The 15,300-nt window shown below is 65.9% G+C and carries 13 protein-coding genes; 10 read left to right on the plus strand and 3 right to left on the minus strand.

Going from position 1 to position 15,300, the window contains the following annotated elements; translation table 11 throughout:
- Nucleotides 1-78 precede the first annotated feature (78 nt).
- The 8 genes from AC5Y4N_RS12030 to nuoN are packed head-to-tail and all read left to right on the plus strand — an operon-like array spanning nt 79 to nt 10,272.
- Nucleotides 79-2,472 carry an NADH-quinone oxidoreductase subunit G gene (locus AC5Y4N_RS12030; protein ID WP_499907822.1) on the plus strand — a complete coding sequence of 798 codons (2,394 nt, stop codon included), beginning with the start codon at nt 79-81 and terminating at the stop codon, nt 2,470-2,472.
- The gene (gene nuoH / locus AC5Y4N_RS12035) at nt 2,469-3,680 is read left to right on the plus strand and encodes an NADH-quinone oxidoreductase subunit NuoH (RefSeq protein WP_499907821.1); all 1,212 of its coding nucleotides are present in this window, start codon (nt 2,469-2,471) and stop codon (nt 3,678-3,680) included. Before AC5Y4N_RS12030 ends, nuoH begins: the two co-directional genes overlap by 4 nt.
- Nucleotides 3,673-4,200, plus strand: coding sequence for an NADH-quinone oxidoreductase subunit NuoI (nuoI, locus tag AC5Y4N_RS12040; RefSeq protein WP_499907820.1), 528 nt, complete (start codon nt 3,673-3,675; stop codon nt 4,198-4,200). The genes nuoH and nuoI overlap by 8 nt, the downstream gene beginning before the upstream one ends.
- The gene (locus AC5Y4N_RS12045; protein ID WP_499907819.1) at nt 4,197-4,955 is read left to right on the plus strand and encodes an NADH-quinone oxidoreductase subunit J; all 759 of its coding nucleotides are present in this window, start codon (nt 4,197-4,199) and stop codon (nt 4,953-4,955) included. Before nuoI ends, AC5Y4N_RS12045 begins: the two co-directional genes overlap by 4 nt.
- On the plus strand, nt 4,952-5,251 hold the full coding sequence (nuoK, locus tag AC5Y4N_RS12050; RefSeq protein WP_499907818.1) for an NADH-quinone oxidoreductase subunit NuoK: 300 nt from the start codon (nt 4,952-4,954) through the stop codon (nt 5,249-5,251). Before AC5Y4N_RS12045 ends, nuoK begins: the two co-directional genes overlap by 4 nt.
- Nucleotide 5,252: 1 nt before the next feature.
- Nucleotides 5,253-7,136 carry an NADH-quinone oxidoreductase subunit L gene (nuoL, locus tag AC5Y4N_RS12055; RefSeq protein WP_499907817.1) on the plus strand — a complete coding sequence of 628 codons (1,884 nt, stop codon included), beginning with the start codon at nt 5,253-5,255 and terminating at the stop codon, nt 7,134-7,136.
- Nucleotides 7,133-8,692, plus strand: a complete 1,560-nt coding sequence (locus tag AC5Y4N_RS12060; RefSeq protein WP_499907816.1) for an NADH-quinone oxidoreductase subunit M — start codon at nt 7,133-7,135, stop codon at nt 8,690-8,692. Before nuoL ends, AC5Y4N_RS12060 begins: the two co-directional genes overlap by 4 nt.
- The gene (gene nuoN, locus AC5Y4N_RS12065; protein WP_499907815.1) at nt 8,689-10,272 is read left to right on the plus strand and encodes an NADH-quinone oxidoreductase subunit NuoN; all 1,584 of its coding nucleotides are present in this window, start codon (nt 8,689-8,691) and stop codon (nt 10,270-10,272) included. The genes AC5Y4N_RS12060 and nuoN overlap by 4 nt, the downstream gene beginning before the upstream one ends.
- 19 nt (nt 10,273-10,291) lie before the next feature.
- Here nuoN and AC5Y4N_RS12070 read toward each other — a convergent pair whose 3' ends face one another.
- Together AC5Y4N_RS12070 and AC5Y4N_RS12075 are read right to left on the minus strand one after the other, a co-directional pair.
- The gene (locus AC5Y4N_RS12070; RefSeq protein ID WP_499907814.1) at nt 10,292-10,954 is read right to left on the minus strand and encodes a PIG-L deacetylase family protein; all 663 of its coding nucleotides are present in this window, start codon (nt 10,952-10,954) and stop codon (nt 10,292-10,294) included.
- Nucleotides 10,951-11,547: a TetR/AcrR family transcriptional regulator gene (locus tag AC5Y4N_RS12075; RefSeq protein ID WP_499907813.1), complete on the minus strand. Its 597-nt coding sequence runs from the start codon at nt 11,545-11,547 to the stop codon at nt 10,951-10,953. Before AC5Y4N_RS12075 ends, AC5Y4N_RS12070 begins: the two co-directional genes overlap by 4 nt.
- A gap of 33 nt (nt 11,548-11,580) precedes the next feature.
- On the opposite strand from AC5Y4N_RS12075, the gene AC5Y4N_RS12080 reads away from it, so the two are divergent.
- Nucleotides 11,581-12,708 carry a phosphotransferase family protein gene (locus AC5Y4N_RS12080; RefSeq protein WP_499907812.1) on the plus strand — a complete coding sequence of 376 codons (1,128 nt, stop codon included), beginning with the start codon at nt 11,581-11,583 and terminating at the stop codon, nt 12,706-12,708.
- The gene (locus tag AC5Y4N_RS12085; protein WP_499907811.1) at nt 12,708-13,823 is read left to right on the plus strand and encodes an Rv3169 family protein; all 1,116 of its coding nucleotides are present in this window, start codon (nt 12,708-12,710) and stop codon (nt 13,821-13,823) included. The genes AC5Y4N_RS12080 and AC5Y4N_RS12085 overlap by 1 nt, the downstream gene beginning before the upstream one ends.
- Here AC5Y4N_RS12085 and AC5Y4N_RS12090 read toward each other — a convergent pair.
- Nucleotides 13,820-15,295, minus strand: coding sequence for a flavin-containing monooxygenase (locus AC5Y4N_RS12090; protein ID WP_499907810.1), 1,476 nt, complete (start codon nt 15,293-15,295; stop codon nt 13,820-13,822). The two genes, AC5Y4N_RS12085 and AC5Y4N_RS12090, sit on opposite strands and share 4 nt — an antisense overlap.
- Between the last annotated feature and the right edge of the window lie 5 nt (nt 15,296-15,300).

Genomic DNA, 15,300 nt, shown 5'->3' on the forward strand with positions numbered 1-15,300 from the left:
GTCGAGAGTGCGTTTTCGCACGGGTCGCACGGCGAGTCGGGTACGAAACCGCACTGTCGCGGCACGAGGGGGATCTCGATGACGGCGACGGCTGACCATGGTGCAGCCACCGAAACCGAAATGGTGACGCTGACCATCGACGACGTCGAGTTGTCAGTTCCCAAGGGAACGTTGGTGATTCGGGCCGCCGAGCTGATCGGCGTGTCGATTCCCCGGTTCTGCGACCATCCCCTCCTCGACCCGGTCGGCGCCTGCCGGCAGTGTTTGGTGGAGGTCGAGGGCCAGCGCAAACCGATGGCGTCGTGTACCACCGTGGCCACCGACGGCATGGTGGTGCGCACCCAGTTCACCTCGGAGGCCGCCGACAAGGCGCAACGCGGGGTGATGGAGCTGTTGTTGATCAACCACCCTCTGGACTGCCCGGTGTGCGACAAGGGCGGCGAGTGCCCGCTGCAGAACCAGGCGATGTCCAACGGCCGCGCCGACTCCCGCTTCGAGGACGTCAAGCGAACGTTCCCCAAACCGATCAACATCAGCAGCCAGGTGCTACTGGACCGTGAACGCTGCGTACTGTGCGCTCGCTGCACCCGGTTCTCCAACCAGATCGCCGGCGATCCGTTCATCGAGCTGCTCGAGCGCGGCGCACTGCAGCAGGTCGGCATCTACACGAAAGAGCCGTTCGATTCGTATTTCTCGGGTAACACCGTGCAGATCTGCCCGGTCGGCGCGCTGACCGGAACTGCCTACCGGTTCCGCGCCCGCCCGTTCGACCTGGTCTCCAGCCCGAGCGTCTGCGAGCACTGCGCCTCGGGTTGCGCTCAGCGCACCGACCACCGCCGCGGTGTGGTGCTGCGCCGGCTGGCCGGTGACGACCCGCACGTCAACGAAGAGTGGAACTGCGACAAGGGCCGCTGGGCGTTCACCTACGCCACCCAGCCGGATCGGATCACCACGCCGCTGATCCGCGGCGAGGACGGCACATTAGCGACGGCGTCGTGGTCCGAAGCGCTGACTGTGGCCGCGAAAGGATTGTCGGCGGCCTACGGCAACGCCGGCGTGCTGGTGGGCGGCCGGGTGTCGCTGGAGGACGCCTACGCATACGGCAAGTTCGCGCGTCTTGTGTTGGGCAGCAACGACATCGACTTCCGGGCCCGGGCGCATTCGGCCGAGGAGGCCGACTTTCTCACCGCACGCGTCGCCGGGCAGCCGATGGCGGTGACGTACGCCGACCTCGAAGCGGCGCCGATTGTGCTGCTCGCCGGGTTCGAGCCGGAAGAGGAATCTCCGATCGTGTTCCTGCGGCTGCGTAAGGCGGCCCGCAAGAACCGCACCAAGGTGTACTCGCTGGCACCGTTCGCCACTCGCGGGCTCACCAAGATGAACGGCACGCTGTTGCCGGCCGCACCCGGTGGTGAGGCGACGGCGCTGGAGGCGCTGCGCACCGGAGAGCTCGGCGAAATCCTCGGCATGCCGGGCGCAGTGATCATGGCCGGCGAACGGCTGGCGGACTGCCCCGGCGCACTGTCCGCCGTCGTGCGCTTGGCCGACGCGACCGGTGCGCGACTGGCGTGGGTGCCGCGACGCGCCGGCGAGCGCGGCGCCGTGGAGGCGGGCGCACTGTTTTCGCTGCTGCCCGGCGGGCGCCCGGTTGCCGATCCCGACGCCCGGGCCGAAGTCAGCTCGGCGTGGAACGTGACGAGCCTGCCCACGGCAGCCGGTCGGGATACACACGGAATCCTCAGCGCCGCAGATTCTTTCGGCGCTCTGGTCATCGGCGGGGTGGAATTGGCCGACCTGCCCGATCCGGTCGCTGCGGCTGCGGCGCTGGACGCTGCGCCGTTCGTGGTCAGCCTCGAGATGCGGCACAGCGCGGTCACCGAACGCGCTGACGTCGTGTTCCCGGTCGCCCCGGTGGTGGAGAAGGCGGGCACCTTCGTCAACTGGGAAGGGCGCCGGCGTCCGTTCGAGCCGTCGCTGCGCCACACCGGCGTGGTCCCCGACGTGCGGGTGCTGCACATGATCGCCGACGAGATGGGGGTGGAATTCGGGCTGCCGCATCCGGCGGCGGCGTACGCCGAGCTGGCCCAGCTTGGGCTCTGGCAAGGCACACGGCCGCAACCGCCGACCGTTTCCGCCGGCAACGCGCCGCAGCCCGGTGTGGGCGAGGCGGTGCTGGCGAGCTGGCGAATGCTGTTGGACGCCGGGCGGCTGCAGGACGGCGAGCCGTATCTGGCCGGCACCGCACGCCGCCCCGTGGTGCGCCTGTCGGCGGCAACCGCTGCAGAAATCGGGGCATCCGAAGGTGATTCGGTGAGGGTCAGCAACGAGAACGGGTCGATCGCGCTGCCGCTGGTCGTCACTGAGATGCCCGACAGGGTGGTCTGGGTGCCGATGAACTCCGCCACCTCAGCGGTGCACCAGAAGTTGCGGACGACAGTGGGTGCGGTGCTGCGCGTCGAGGCGGTGTCATGACCGAGTTCGGGCACGATCCCTGGTGGTTGGTGGTCGGCAAGGCCGTCGCGATCTTCGGCTTCCTGGTGCTGACGGTGCTGGCGGCGATCCTGATCGAGCGGAAAGTGCTGGGCCGCATGCAAATGCGATTCGGGCCGAACCGCGTCGGCCCCTTCGGCTTGCTGCAGAGCCTGGTCGACGGGCTCAAACTCGGGCTCAAGGAAGGGATTATTCCGGCAGGCGTCGACAAGCCGGTCTACCTGCTGGCCCCGGTCATCTCGGTGATCCCGGCTTTCATGGCGTTCGCGGTGATCCCCTTCGGCCCACAGGTGTCGGTGTTCGGGCACACCACGCCGCTGCAGTTGACCGACTTGCCGGTGGCGGTGCTCTACGTGCTCGCGGTGACCTCGGTGGGCGTGTACGGAATCGTGTTGGCGGGCTGGGCATCCGGCTCGACCTACCCGCTGCTGGGTGGGCTGCGTTCCAGCGCGCAGGTGATCTCCTACGAAATCGCGATGGCGCTGTCGTTCGCGGCCGTGTTCCTGTATTCGGGCACAATGTCGACCTCCGGCATCGTCGCCGCCCAGGACCGGCTGTGGTTCGTGTTCCTGCTGCTGCCATCGTTTCTCATCTACGTCACCAGCATGGTCGGCGAGACCAACCGCGCGCCGTTCGACCTGCCCGAGGCCGAGGGCGAGCTGGTCGGTGGCTTCCACACCGAATACTCGTCGCTGAAGTTCGCGATGTTCATGCTCGCCGAATACGTGAACATGACGACCGTGTCGGCGTTGGCCACCACGCTGTTCCTCGGCGGCTGGCATGCGCCGTGGCCGTTCAACATGATCGACGGCGCCAACAGCGGATGGTGGCCGCTGCTGTGGTTCGTCGGCAAGGTGTGGGGCTTCTTGTTCCTGTTCATCTGGCTGCGCGCCACTCTGCCCAGGCTGCGCTATGACCAGTTCATGGCATTGGGTTGGAAGATCTTGATCCCGATCTCGCTGGTGTGGGTGATGATCGTCGCCACGGTGCGCACGCTGCGCGCCGAGGGATACCACGGCTGGGCGGCGGCGCTGATCGTCGCGAGCGTGCTCGGCGCCGTCGCATTGCTTGCATCGTTCCGAATGGTGTGGCGCCAAAAGACACAACCGATGCCATCGGCCGCTGCGCCGTCGTCGTACAGCGACTTCCCGGTTCCTCCCCTCCCCGAGAAGAAAGCCGCAGATGCCTAAGTTCCTCGACGCGATCGCCGGATTCGGCGTGACGCTGTCCACGATGTTCAAAAAGCCGATCACCGAACAGTATCCGGAGAAACCCGGGCCGGTGGCACCGCGCTATCACGGGCGGCACCAACTCAACCGGTACCCGGACGGGCTGGAGAAGTGCATCGGATGTGAGCTCTGCGCGTGGGCCTGCCCGGCCGATGCCATCTACGTCGAAGGCGCGGACAACACCGAAGAGGAACGCTATTCGCCGGGCGAGCGCTACGGCCGGGTGTATCAGATCAACTATCTGCGCTGCATCGGGTGCGGGCTGTGCATCGAAGCGTGCCCCACCCGGGCGTTGACGATGACCAACGACTACGAGATGGCCGACGACAACCGTGCCGACATGATCTACGGCAAGGACCGACTGCTCGCGCCGCTGCAGCCTGGCATGGTCGCCCCGCCGCATCCGATGGCGCCGGGGGCCACCGACGAGGACTACTACCGCGGCAACATCAAGCCCGCGATCAGTGAGCCGGTGCAATGACCACCGTGCTGGCGGAGGCGCTGACGCACACGGGAACCGGTGAGACCGTGCTGTTCTGGATGCTGGGCACGGTCGCGGTGATCGGTGCCGTCGGGATGGTGACGGCATCCAAGGCGGTGTACTCGGCGATCTTTCTGGCGATGACGATGATCGTGCTCGCGGTGTTCTACATCGCGCAGGACGCGTTGTTTCTGGGGGTGGTGCAGGTGGTGGTCTACACCGGCGCGGTGATGATGTTGTTCCTGTTCGTGCTGATGCTGATCGGCGTCGACACCGCGGAGTCCTTGGTGGAAAGCATTCGGGGACAACGCATTGCCGCGATGCTTGCCGGGCTGGGCTTCGGCGTTCTGCTGATCGCGGGCCTGGGCGCCGGCACGACGTCGTTCACCGGGCTGGCACAGGCGAATTCGGCCGGCAACGTCCAGGGTTTGGCGGTGCTGATCTTCACGCGGTACCTGTGGGCGTTCGAGGTCACCAGCGCGCTGCTGATCACCGCCGCGATCGGCGCGATGGTGCTGGCGCACCGAGAACGCTTCGACCGCCGCAAGACTCAGCGCGAACTGTCCCAGGAGCGCTTCGCCCGCGGCGCACGCCCGACCCCGCTGCCCGGTCCAGGGGTGTACGCCCGCCACAACGCCGTCGACGTCCCGGCGAAGCTGCCCGACGGCTCCTACGCGGAGGTGTCGGTGCCGAAGGTTCTCACTCCGCGACCAGTCGACGTGCTCGACGGGGCCCCCGAGAGGAACGGCCAGTGAATCCGCTGAACTACCTGTACCTGTCGGCGTTGTTGTTCACGATCGGAGCGGCCGGAGTCTTGTTGCGCCGCAACGCGATCGTGATGTTCATGTGTGTGGAGCTGATGCTCAACGCCGCCAACCTGGCGTTCGTCACGTTCGCCCGGATGCACGGCCACCTCGACGGCCAAGTCGTGGCGTTCTTCACGATGGTGGTGGCGGCCTGTGAAGTGGTCGTCGGGTTGGCCATCATCATGACAATCTTCCGCACCCGCCGCTCGGCCTCGGTCGACGACGCCAACCTGCTGCGGCACTGACATGGGCGAGCTGAGCTGGTTGTTGTTGACGCTGCCCGCTTTTGGCGCGGCGGTGTTGCTGTTGGCCGGTCGGCGCAGTGACCGCTGGGGGCACCTGCTGGGATGTGCGACGGTGCTGGGCGCATTCGCTGTCGGTGTGGTGCTGCTGACCGAGCTGCTCGGTCGCCACGGCGAAGACCGCGCGATCCATCTCGACGGGTTCTCCTGGGTGCCCGTGGGCGGCCTCCAGGTGAACTTCGGCCTGCTGGTCGATCCGCTGTCGATGTGCTTCGTGCTGTTGATCACCGGCGTGGGCGCGCTGATCCACATCTACTCCATCGGCTACATGGCCGAAGACCCCGACCGGCGACGGTTTTTCGCGTATCTCAATCTATTCGTCGCGGCGATGCTGCTGTTGGTGCTCGCCGACAACTACCTCGGCCTGTACGTCGGGTGGGAGGGCGTTGGTCTGGCCTCGTACCTGCTGATCGGGTTCTGGTATCACAAACCGTCGGCTGCCACCGCGGCCAAGAAGGCGTTCGTGGTCAACCGCGTCGGCGACATCGGGCTGGCCGTGGCGATGATGGTGATGTTCGCGACGTTCGGGACGATCTCGTTTTCTGGGGTGTTCGGCGCGACCGAACGCACCAGCGAGGGGGTGCTGACCGCGATCGGGCTGCTGCTGCTATTGGCCGCTTGCGGCAAGTCCGCGCAGGTGCCGCTGCAGTCCTGGCTCGGCGACGCGATGGAAGGCCCCACACCGGTTTCCGCGCTGATTCACGCGGCCACCATGGTGACCGCCGGGGTGTATCTGATCGTGCGGTCGCACCCGATCTACAACCTGGCCCCCGGCGCACAGGCCGGCGTCGCGGCCGTCGGCGCGGTCACGTTGCTGTTCGGGGCGATCATCGGCTGCGCGAAGGATGACATCAAGAAGGCGCTCGCTGCCTCCACGATGAGCCAGATCGGATACATGGTGCTCGCCGCCGGACTGGGACCGGCCGGATACGCGTTCGCGATCCTGCACCTGTTGACCCACGGGTTCTTCAAGGCCGGCCTGTTTTTGGGCGCCGGGTCGGTGATGCACGCGATGGACGACGACGTCGACATGCGCCACTTCGGCGCGCTGCGCAAAGCGCTGCCCATCACCTACGTGACGTTCGGGCTCGGCTATCTCGCGATCATCGGCGTTCCGCCGCTGGCCGGGTTCTTCTCCAAGGACGCGATCATCGAAACAGCTTTGGCGGCAGGCGGATTCAAGGGCGCGGTGCTGGGCGGAGCCGCACTGCTGGGCGCAGGCATCACCGCGTTTTACATGACGCGGGTGATGCTGATGACGTTCTTCGGGCAGAAGCGTTGGGCCGAGAATGTGCATCCGCACGAGGCGCCGAAAGTGATGACGTGGCCGATGATCGTGCTGGCCGTCGGCTCGGTGGCCTCCGGTGGACTGCTCGCGATCGGCGGCACGTTGCAGCATTGGCTGGAGCCCGTCGTCGGCGCCCACGAAGAGGTGACCCATGCGGTGCCGGTGTGGGTGACCACCGCGATCACGCTGGCCGTCGTTGCGGTCGGGATCGCGATCGCCTACCGGCTCTACGGAACACGTCCGGTGCCCGCCGTCGCACCCGCCGGTTCGGTGCTCACCGTCGCGGCACGCAAAGATCTTTACGGCGACGCGTTCAACGAAGAGGTGTTCATGCGGCCCGGGGCTGACCTGACCCGAACGCTGGTGCGCGTCGACGACAAGGGCATCGACGGCACCGTCACCGAACTCGCAGGTGCAATCGGCCGACTGTCCGGCGCACTGCGTTCCGCCCAAACGGGTTTCGCGCGGTCCTATGCGCTGTCCATGTTCGCCGGCGCCGCACTGGTGGTCGCCGCAATCCTGGCGGTGAAACTGTGGTGAACCACATTCCCTTGTTGTCGATCCTGTGGCTGCTGCCGGTGGCCGGCACGGTGCTGATCATGCTTTTGCCGCCGGCACAACGGGCGCTGGCGAAGTGGGCGGGACTGGTCGTATCGCTGGGCGTGCTGGCCGTCGCCGTGGTGCTCGCAGTCTCTTTCGACACCTCCGGTGCGCAGTTCCAGTTCGTCGAAAAGCACCAGTGGATACCGGCTTTCGGCACCGGTTACACGCTCGGACTCGACGGCATCGCACTGGCGCTGGTAGTGCTCACGGCTGTGCTGGTGCCGCTTCTCTTGGTGGCCGCCTGGAACGACGCCGGCGACCGCAAACGCGCCGTGCACACCTATGTGGCGTTGATCCTCGCGGTCGAGGCGATGGTTCTGATTTCCCTAGTGGCGCTTGACGTCCTGCTGTTTTACGTGTTCTTCGAGGCCATGCTGATCCCGATGTACTTCCTCATCGGCGGGTTCGGCGGCGAACATCGATCACGCGCGGCCGTCAAGTTCTTGCTGTACAACCTGTTCGGCGGGTTGATCATGCTCGCCGCGGTGATCGGCCTGTACGTGGTGACAGCCCGCAACGGCGGCGGCACGTTCGATTTCCGCGAGATCGTGACGATGGCGTCCACGGGCCAGCTCGGCGCCAGCCCGCTGGTGCTCAACGCGCTGTTCCTCGGTTTTATGTTCGCGTTCGCGGTCAAGGCGCCGCTGTGGCCGTTTCACGCCTGGCTACCTGACGCCGCGGTGCAGGCTACACCGGCGACCGCGGTGCTGATGATGGCGGTGGTGGACAAGGTCGGCACCTTCGGCATGCTGCGCTTCTGCTTACAGCTGTTCCCGGATGCATCGAAAACCTTCGCGCCGCTGGTGATCACGCTCGCCGTGGTCGGCATTGTCTACGGCGCGATCGTGGCGATCGGTCAGACCGACGTGATGCGCCTGATCGCCTACACATCGATCAGCCACTTCGGGTTCATCATCCTCGGCATCTTCGTGATGACGAGCCAGGGTCAGACCGGGTCCACGCTGTACATGGTCAACCACGGCATCTCCACCGCCGCGCTGTTCCTCATCGCCGGGTTCCTGACGTCGCGGCGCGGCAGCCGCGCGATCGCCTCGTTCGGCGGCGTGCAGAAGGTGGCACCTGTGCTGGCCGGCACGTTCCTGGTTGCGGGCCTGGCCACGCTCTCACTGCCTGGACTGGCGCCGTTCATCAGTGAATTCCTTGTCCTCATCGGCACATTCACCCGCTATCAGGCCGCCGCCGTCGTGGCCGCCACCGCACTGGTGCTCTCTGCGGTCTACGTGCTGTGGATGTACCAGCGGATGATGACCGGTCCCGTGAAGGACGGCAACGAGCGGCTGCGCGACCTGCTGCCGCGTGAGGCCGTGGTCGTCGCACCGTTGATCGCACTGCTTCTGGTGCTGGGGATCTATCCCAAGCCCGCCCTCGACGTCATCAACCCCGCCGTTGGCCACACCTTGACCACCATCGGCCAGCGCGATCCGGCGCCGTCGGCGCCCCCGTCGAAAACCGCAGAGGGACAGCCGAAATGAGCATTCCCGCCCCCAGCGTCGAATACGCCCTCGCCTCCCCCATGCTGATCGTCTTCGGCGCCGCCGTCGCGGGCGTGCTGGTGGAAGCGTTCGCGCCGCGGCGGATGCGCTATCCGGTTCAGCTGGTCCTCAGCCTCGGCGCATCGGTGGCCGCGCTGGTCGCGGTGGTGCTGGTGGCGTCGGGCGTGCGGCTGCCCGGCCAGGTCGCCGTCGCGGGATCTGTCGCGATCGACGGGCCGGCGCTGCTGTTGCAGGGGACGCTGTTGGTGGTCGGCATCTTGGCTCTGATGCTCATCGCCGAGCGCCGCCTGAGCGTCGAAATGCCTGCGTTGGAGGCTGTTTCGGTCGCACCGGCCGGCTTCGACGCGTTCACGCCGCAAGCGTCCACCGTGCCCGGCAGCACCGCTGAGCGGGAGGCCGACCGGACCGGCATGAGCCAAACGGAAGTGTTTCCGTTGGTGTTGTTCGCGCTCGCCGGGATGCTGCTGTTTCCCGCGGCCAACGACCTGCTGACCATGTTCGTGGCACTGGAGGTGCTGTCACTGCCGCTGTACCTGCTGTGTGGCCTGGCCCGCCGACGCCGGTTGTTGTCTCAGGAAGCGGCACTGAAATACTTTCTGCTGGGGGCGTTTTCGTCGGCGTTCTTCTTGTACGGCATCGCCTTGCTGTACGGGTATGCCGGCACACTGACACTCGGCGGAATCAGCGACGTCATCAGTGGCCAGCGGGACCAGACGATGGCGTTGATCGGTGTCGCGTTGCTGTCGGTGGGGTTGCTGTTCAAAGTCGGTGCGGTGCCGTTCCATTCGTGGATCCCCGACGTGTATCAGGGCGCGCCGACGCCGATCACCGGGTTCATGGCCGCCGCCACGAAGATCGCCGCGTTCGGTGCGATGCTGCGGGTGTTCTACGTCGCACTGCCGCACATGCAGACGCAATGGCGCCCGGTGATGTGGGCGATCGCGATCCTGACGATGGCCGTCGGCACGATCAGCGCGGTGACGCAGTCCGACGCCAAACGGATGCTCGCGTATTCGTCGGTGGCGCACGCCGGGTTCATCCTCACCGGCGTGATCGCCGCGAACAAAGCGGGACTGTCGTCCACGATGTTCTATCTGGTGGCCTACGGGTTCAGCACGCTCGGGGCGTTCGCCGTGGTGTCGTTGGTGCGCAACCGAGAGGGCGACGAAGACACCGATATGTCGCGCTGGGCGGGCCTGGGCCGGGAGCGGCCGCTCGTCGGCGCGATGTTCTCCGGGTTCCTTCTGGCGTTCGCCGGTATCCCGTTGACAAGTGGCTTCGTCGCGAAGTTCGCGGTGTTCAAGGCCGCTGTCGAAGGCGGGGCCGCGCCGCTGGTGATCGTCGGCGTGGTGGCCAGCGGTGTCGCCGCGTACTTCTACGTCCGCGTGATCGTGCTGATGTTCTTCACCGAACCAGCTGCCGAGCCGCCGCAGGTGGTGGTGCCCAGCACGCTGAGCAAGATCGCGATCGCGATCTCGGCGGCCGCGACGATCGTGCTCGGCATCATGCCGCAGCCGCTGCTCGACTTGTGCGACCGCGCAGCGGAATTCGTGCGCTGACGCTCGGCCATGATCGTGGTCAGTTCTCGAGGATGAACTCGACGACGCGGTGCCCGCCGAAGTCGGGATGCGCCGGCGTCGTCATCTCGACTTGCTTGCGTGCCTGCTCGACCACCGACGTATCCGGGTCGAGCACCGACAGATACTTCTCATGCGCGGCCAGGGACCGCACCGCGACGTCGACGAACTCGTCGACAATCTCCGCGTGCGTTCCGTTGGGGCCGTTGCTGAACAGCCGGCGATCGGTGCAGACTGCGCGCACGGCGGCGGCAAACTCCATGTGATCACGCTGGTTCGGCGCGCCGGGCGCCCATTGCGGTCCACCGAAAATCGTCACGACGATGTCGGGCTGTGCGTCGCGGATGGCGTCGGCGATCTTCGCGCGCAGTTCGTCACAGTCGCGGATCTGACTGTCCGGGAAATCCCAGAAGTCGACGCTCGACACGCCGACGATGGCGGCGGAGCGCCGTTCTTCGGCTTCGCGGACCGCTGCCGTCTCTTCCGGCGCCATGCCGGCGATGCCCGCCTCGCCGCGCGTCGCCATCACGTATCGCACGGTCTTGCCTGCGGAGGTCCACTTCGCGACGGCCGCCGCCATGCCGTATTCGGGGTCGTCGGGGTGGGGCATCAGCACCAGCATCGACTGCCAGTCGCTGGGAAATGGTTGCAGCACGCCTGTCATGCCACCACACCGTCGAGCACGATTGCGCTGGTTTGCGCGGCCCAGTTGTCGTCGAGGTCCTCCCCCGGATGCAGCAACATCCTCAACATGGTCGCACCGCCGATCACCTCCACCAGCCGGTCGGGGTCGGTTTCCGGCCGGGCATCGCCCTCGTCGATCGCCCGTCGCACGCGGTCGCGCACCGCCGCGAACAGCCCCGTAAAACGTTGCATCACACGGCTGTTCAGCTCCGGATCGCCTGCCATGTCAGCAACCAGGCCGGGTAGCGCGGCGCGAACCACCGGCGTGGTGAACACGTCACGGGTGGCTTCGACCATCGCGCGCACGTCGTCGGCGAAGCTGTTCGACGATGTAACGAGCGCGGTCGGCGCCGCGGGAAACACCGCCTCGTGGATTAGTTCGGCCTTGCTCGACCACCGCCGGTACAGCGCCGTCTTGGTGGTACCGGCCCGCTCGGCCACGGCGGCCATGGTCAGGTTCGGATATCCGATCTCCGTGAGCAATTCAGTTGCGGCGCGCAGGATCGACGCGTCGATGCGGGGGTCGCGCGGCCGTCCCGGGGTCTTGTCAACGGTCGACGGATCTGCTTTCATATCGCTACCAACAGTATCGTAATTGGAGCGAATGTGGCGGGAGAACCGGCTGTCGACGACGTCAGCCGACTACAGCGATCCAGCCGTGACACCAGCACGCTGCCGGATGTGATGTCGCAGTGGCTGTCTACCGTGCTGCCGGGCAACCGGGTTCCGGAAGTGACCGTGGAAAGTGGCGTCGACGCGACCGGGATGTCGTCGGAGACGATCATTCTCACGGCGCGCTGGGTAGACGGCGGTACGCCGACCGAGCAACGATTCGTCGCACGCGTCGCCCCCGGCGCCCAAGACGTTCCGGTGTTTCCGTCGTACCGGCTCGACCATCAATTCGAGGTGATACGGCTGGTCGGTGAACTCACTGATGTTCCCGTGCCGCGGGTGCGGTGGCTCGAGCCAACCGGGTCAGTGCTCGGTTCCCCGTTCTTCCTGATGGATTACGTCGACGGTGTGGTACCGCCCGATGTGATGCCATATACGTTCGGGGGCAACTGGTTTCACGACGCACCGATGCAATCGAAGCGACTGTTGCAGAACTCGACCATTGAGGTGCTGGCGAAGCTGCATGCCATTCCGGATCCGACGTCGACGTTCGGGTTCCTGGGCACCGGCGGCAATGCGCTGGAGCGTCACTTCGCGTGGGTGCGGTCCTGGTATGACTTCGCGGTACCCGACATCGGCCGCTCTGGGTTGTTGGAGCGGACATTCGACTGGCTGCAAGCCAACTGGCCGGCCGAGGTAGCCGCCGCCGACCCGGTGCTGCTGTGGGGTGACGCGCGGATCGGCAACGTGCTCTACCGCGACTTCCGGCCCGTCGCCGTGCTCGACTGGGAGATGACGACGCTGGGGCCACGCGAACTCGATGTCGCGTGGCTGATCTTCGCGCACATGGTGTTTCAAGAACTCGCGGGGCTGGCAGGGCTGCCGGGACTGCCCGACGTGCTGCGGGAAGACGACGTCCGGGCGACATATCGCGAGTTGACCGGGGTGGAACTCGGCGACCTGCACTGGTTCTACGCGTACTCGGGAGTGATGTGGGCGTGTGTATTCATGCGCACTGGCGCGCGACGCGTGCACTTCGGCGAGGTCGAGCGGCCGCAGGACGTGGAATCGCTGTTCTACCATGCCGCATTGATGAAGCGGCTGATCGGAGAAGAGGCCTGATGATCGGTCCCGTCGACGAATTCCCCGTCCACCAGGTTCCGCAGCCGATCGCCTGGGCCGGCTCCAGCGACCGCAACTTCTACGACCGCTCGTACTTCAACGCCCACGACCGCACCGGAGACATCTTCCTGATCAGTGGGATCGGCTACTACCCGAACCTCGGCGTGAAGGACGCTTTCGTGCTGGTGCGCAGAGGCGATGTGCAGACCGCCGTTCATCTGTCCGATGCAATCGACCAGGACCGCCTGCGGCAGAACGTGATCGGCTACCGGGTGGACGTCGTCGAGCCGTTGCACGAATTGCGGATTGTCCTCGAGCAAACCGAAGGTATTTCCGTCGACCTCACGTGGAACGGCTTGTTCGACGCTGTGCAGGAACAGCGCCATGTGCTGCGCAGTGGTAACCGAATTACGTTGGACGCGCAGCGATTTGCGCAGCTGGGCACCTGGAGCGGCCGCATCGCCATCGACGGCGACGAGATCGCCGTCGACCCCGACACCTGGATCGGCTCCCGGGACAGGTCGTGGGGCATCCGACCGATCGGCGAACCGGAACCGGCCGGCCGGCCGGCCGATCCGCCGTTCGAGGGCATGTGGTGGCTGTACGTGCCGATGGCGTTCGACGACTTCGGCATCGTGCTGATCATCCAAGAGGAGCCCGACGGGTTCCGTTCGCTCAACGACTGCACGCGGATCTGGCGCGATGGGCGCGTCGAGCAACTCGGCTGGCCGCGGGTGAAGATCCACTACCGATCCGGCACGCGGATCCCCACCGGCGCGACCATCGACGCCACCGCCGCCGACGGCACACCGGTGCGGTTCGACGTCGAATCCAAGCTGCCGGTACCGATTCACGTCGGTGGCGGCTACGGCGGCGACGCCGATTGGCTGCACGGCATGTGGAAGGGCGAGAAGTTCACCGAGCGGCTGACCTACGACATGACGGACCCGGCGATCGTCGGGCGGGCGGGCTTCGGTGTGATCGACCACGTGGGCCGGGCGCTGTGCCGCGACGGCGACGGCGAGCCCGCCGAGGGCTGGGGTCTGTTCGAGCACGGCGCCCTGGGCCGGCACGACCCGTCCGGCTTCGCGGACTGGCTGTCGGTGGCGCCCTAAGCGGCGCGGGCCTGTTCTGCGCGGCCGAACACCATCGACTCCTCGAGGCGGTCGAACCGGTGGTCGAGCGCGTCGAGCAGGTAGTTGTGCCGCATGTTCCACGGGCGGTGCACGCTCGACTTCGGCAACACGTCCAGCGCACGCATGACGTAGCCGGCCTGCAGATCCCACGTCAGCTTCTCCGGCAGGTTCTTGTCTTCCAGATGCGGATAGGCGTGGGTGTAGCCATGAGATCGCATGTACGCCAACAACTTCGCGATCGACTCCGCATTCATGTCGGCGCGCAGCGTCCACGACGCGTTGGTGTAGCCGATACACCACGCCAAGTTGGGCACGTCATCGAGCATGTAGCCCTTGTAGACGAACCGGTCGTGCATGTTGATCTTCTCGCCGTCGACGCTCACCGTGATGCCGCCCAGCGCCTGCAGCTGCAGGCCGGTAGCGGTGACGACGATGTCCGCGTCGATGTGCCGACCGGAGGCCAGCGCAATACCGGTCTCGTCGAAGTGGTCGATATGGTCGGTGACCACTTCGGTGCGGCCCTCGGCGATGGTCTTGTAGACATCTGCGTCGAGAATGAGGCAAAGGCGCTGATCCCACGGGTTGTAACGCGGCTTGAAGTGGGTGTCGATGTCGTAGCCCTTGGGCAGGTTGCTGACAGCCATCCGCCGCAAGAACCTCTTCATCAACCCGGGTGCCTTCTTGGCGAACTGGTAGGTGAACACGTAGAAGAGTGCAAACCGCCAACGGATCAACCAGTAAGCGACCTTGGGCGGCAACAGCTTTCGGAACCAGTTGGACAGCGGGTCCACCTGCTTGGACGAATACAGGTATGTGGGTGAGCGCTGCAGCATGGTCACCCGCCCGGCCTTTTCCGCCAGCGCGGGAATGAGGCTGATCGCCGTCGCGCCGCTGCCTATCACCACGACGTGCTTGCCGGTGTAGTCGAGCGACTCCGGCCAGTGCTGGGGGTGGACCACCTCCCCCTGGAAGTCCTCGATGCCCTGGAAGTCAGGTAGATACGGGTGGTCGTAGTCGTAATAGCCAGTGGCGCAATACAAGAACCCGCATTGATAGGTCTTCTCGGTGCCATCCTGTTCGGCACGGACGGTCCACGTATCAGTGCTGGAATCCCAGTCGGCCGACCGGACGAACGTGTTGAACCGGATGTGTTCGGTGATGTGGTACTTGTCAGCGGTGTCGGCGAGATACTGCCAGATGTGTGCACCATCGGCGATCGCTTCCTCGCGGCGCCACGGCTCGAACGGGAAGCTGAGCGTGAAGATGTCGCTGTCGGACCGCACGCCGGGATAGCGGAACAGGTCCCAGGTGCCGCCCAACCGGTCACGTCGCTCCAGCACCGCATACCGAATGTCGGGGTTCTTCTCGCGAATGCGGTACGCCGCATCGATTCCGGAGATTCCGGCACCGATGATCAACACATCGAAGTATTCGTCCGCGCTGACGTTCATGTCTC

This window comes from Mycobacterium sp. NGS19, assembly GCF_059813155.1.

Bases quoted from the DNA above. Each gene is read 5' to 3' on its own strand.
- nuoI (WP_499907820.1), top strand. From the start codon at position 3,673: ATGCCTAAGTTCCTCGACGCGATCGCCGGATTCGGCGTGACGCTGTCC.
- AC5Y4N_RS12090 (WP_499907810.1), bottom strand. From the start codon at position 15,295: ATGAACGTCAGCGCGGACGAATACTTCGATGTGTTGATCATCGGTGCC.
- AC5Y4N_RS12070 (WP_499907814.1), bottom strand. From the start codon at position 10,954: ATGACAGGCGTGCTGCAACCATTTCCCAGCGACTGGCAGTCGATGCTG.
- AC5Y4N_RS12045 (WP_499907819.1), top strand. From the start codon at position 4,197: ATGACCACCGTGCTGGCGGAGGCGCTGACGCACACGGGAACCGGTGAG.
- AC5Y4N_RS12030 (WP_499907822.1), top strand. From the start codon at position 79: ATGACGGCGACGGCTGACCATGGTGCAGCCACCGAAACCGAAATGGTG.
- AC5Y4N_RS12075 (WP_499907813.1), bottom strand. From the start codon at position 11,547: ATGAAAGCAGATCCGTCGACCGTTGACAAGACCCCGGGACGGCCGCGC.
- nuoH (WP_499907821.1), top strand. From the start codon at position 2,469: ATGACCGAGTTCGGGCACGATCCCTGGTGGTTGGTGGTCGGCAAGGCC.
- AC5Y4N_RS12085 (WP_499907811.1), top strand. From the start codon at position 12,708: ATGATCGGTCCCGTCGACGAATTCCCCGTCCACCAGGTTCCGCAGCCG.
- nuoN (WP_499907815.1), top strand. From the start codon at position 8,689: ATGAGCATTCCCGCCCCCAGCGTCGAATACGCCCTCGCCTCCCCCATG.
- nuoL (WP_499907817.1), top strand. From the start codon at position 5,253: ATGGGCGAGCTGAGCTGGTTGTTGTTGACGCTGCCCGCTTTTGGCGCG.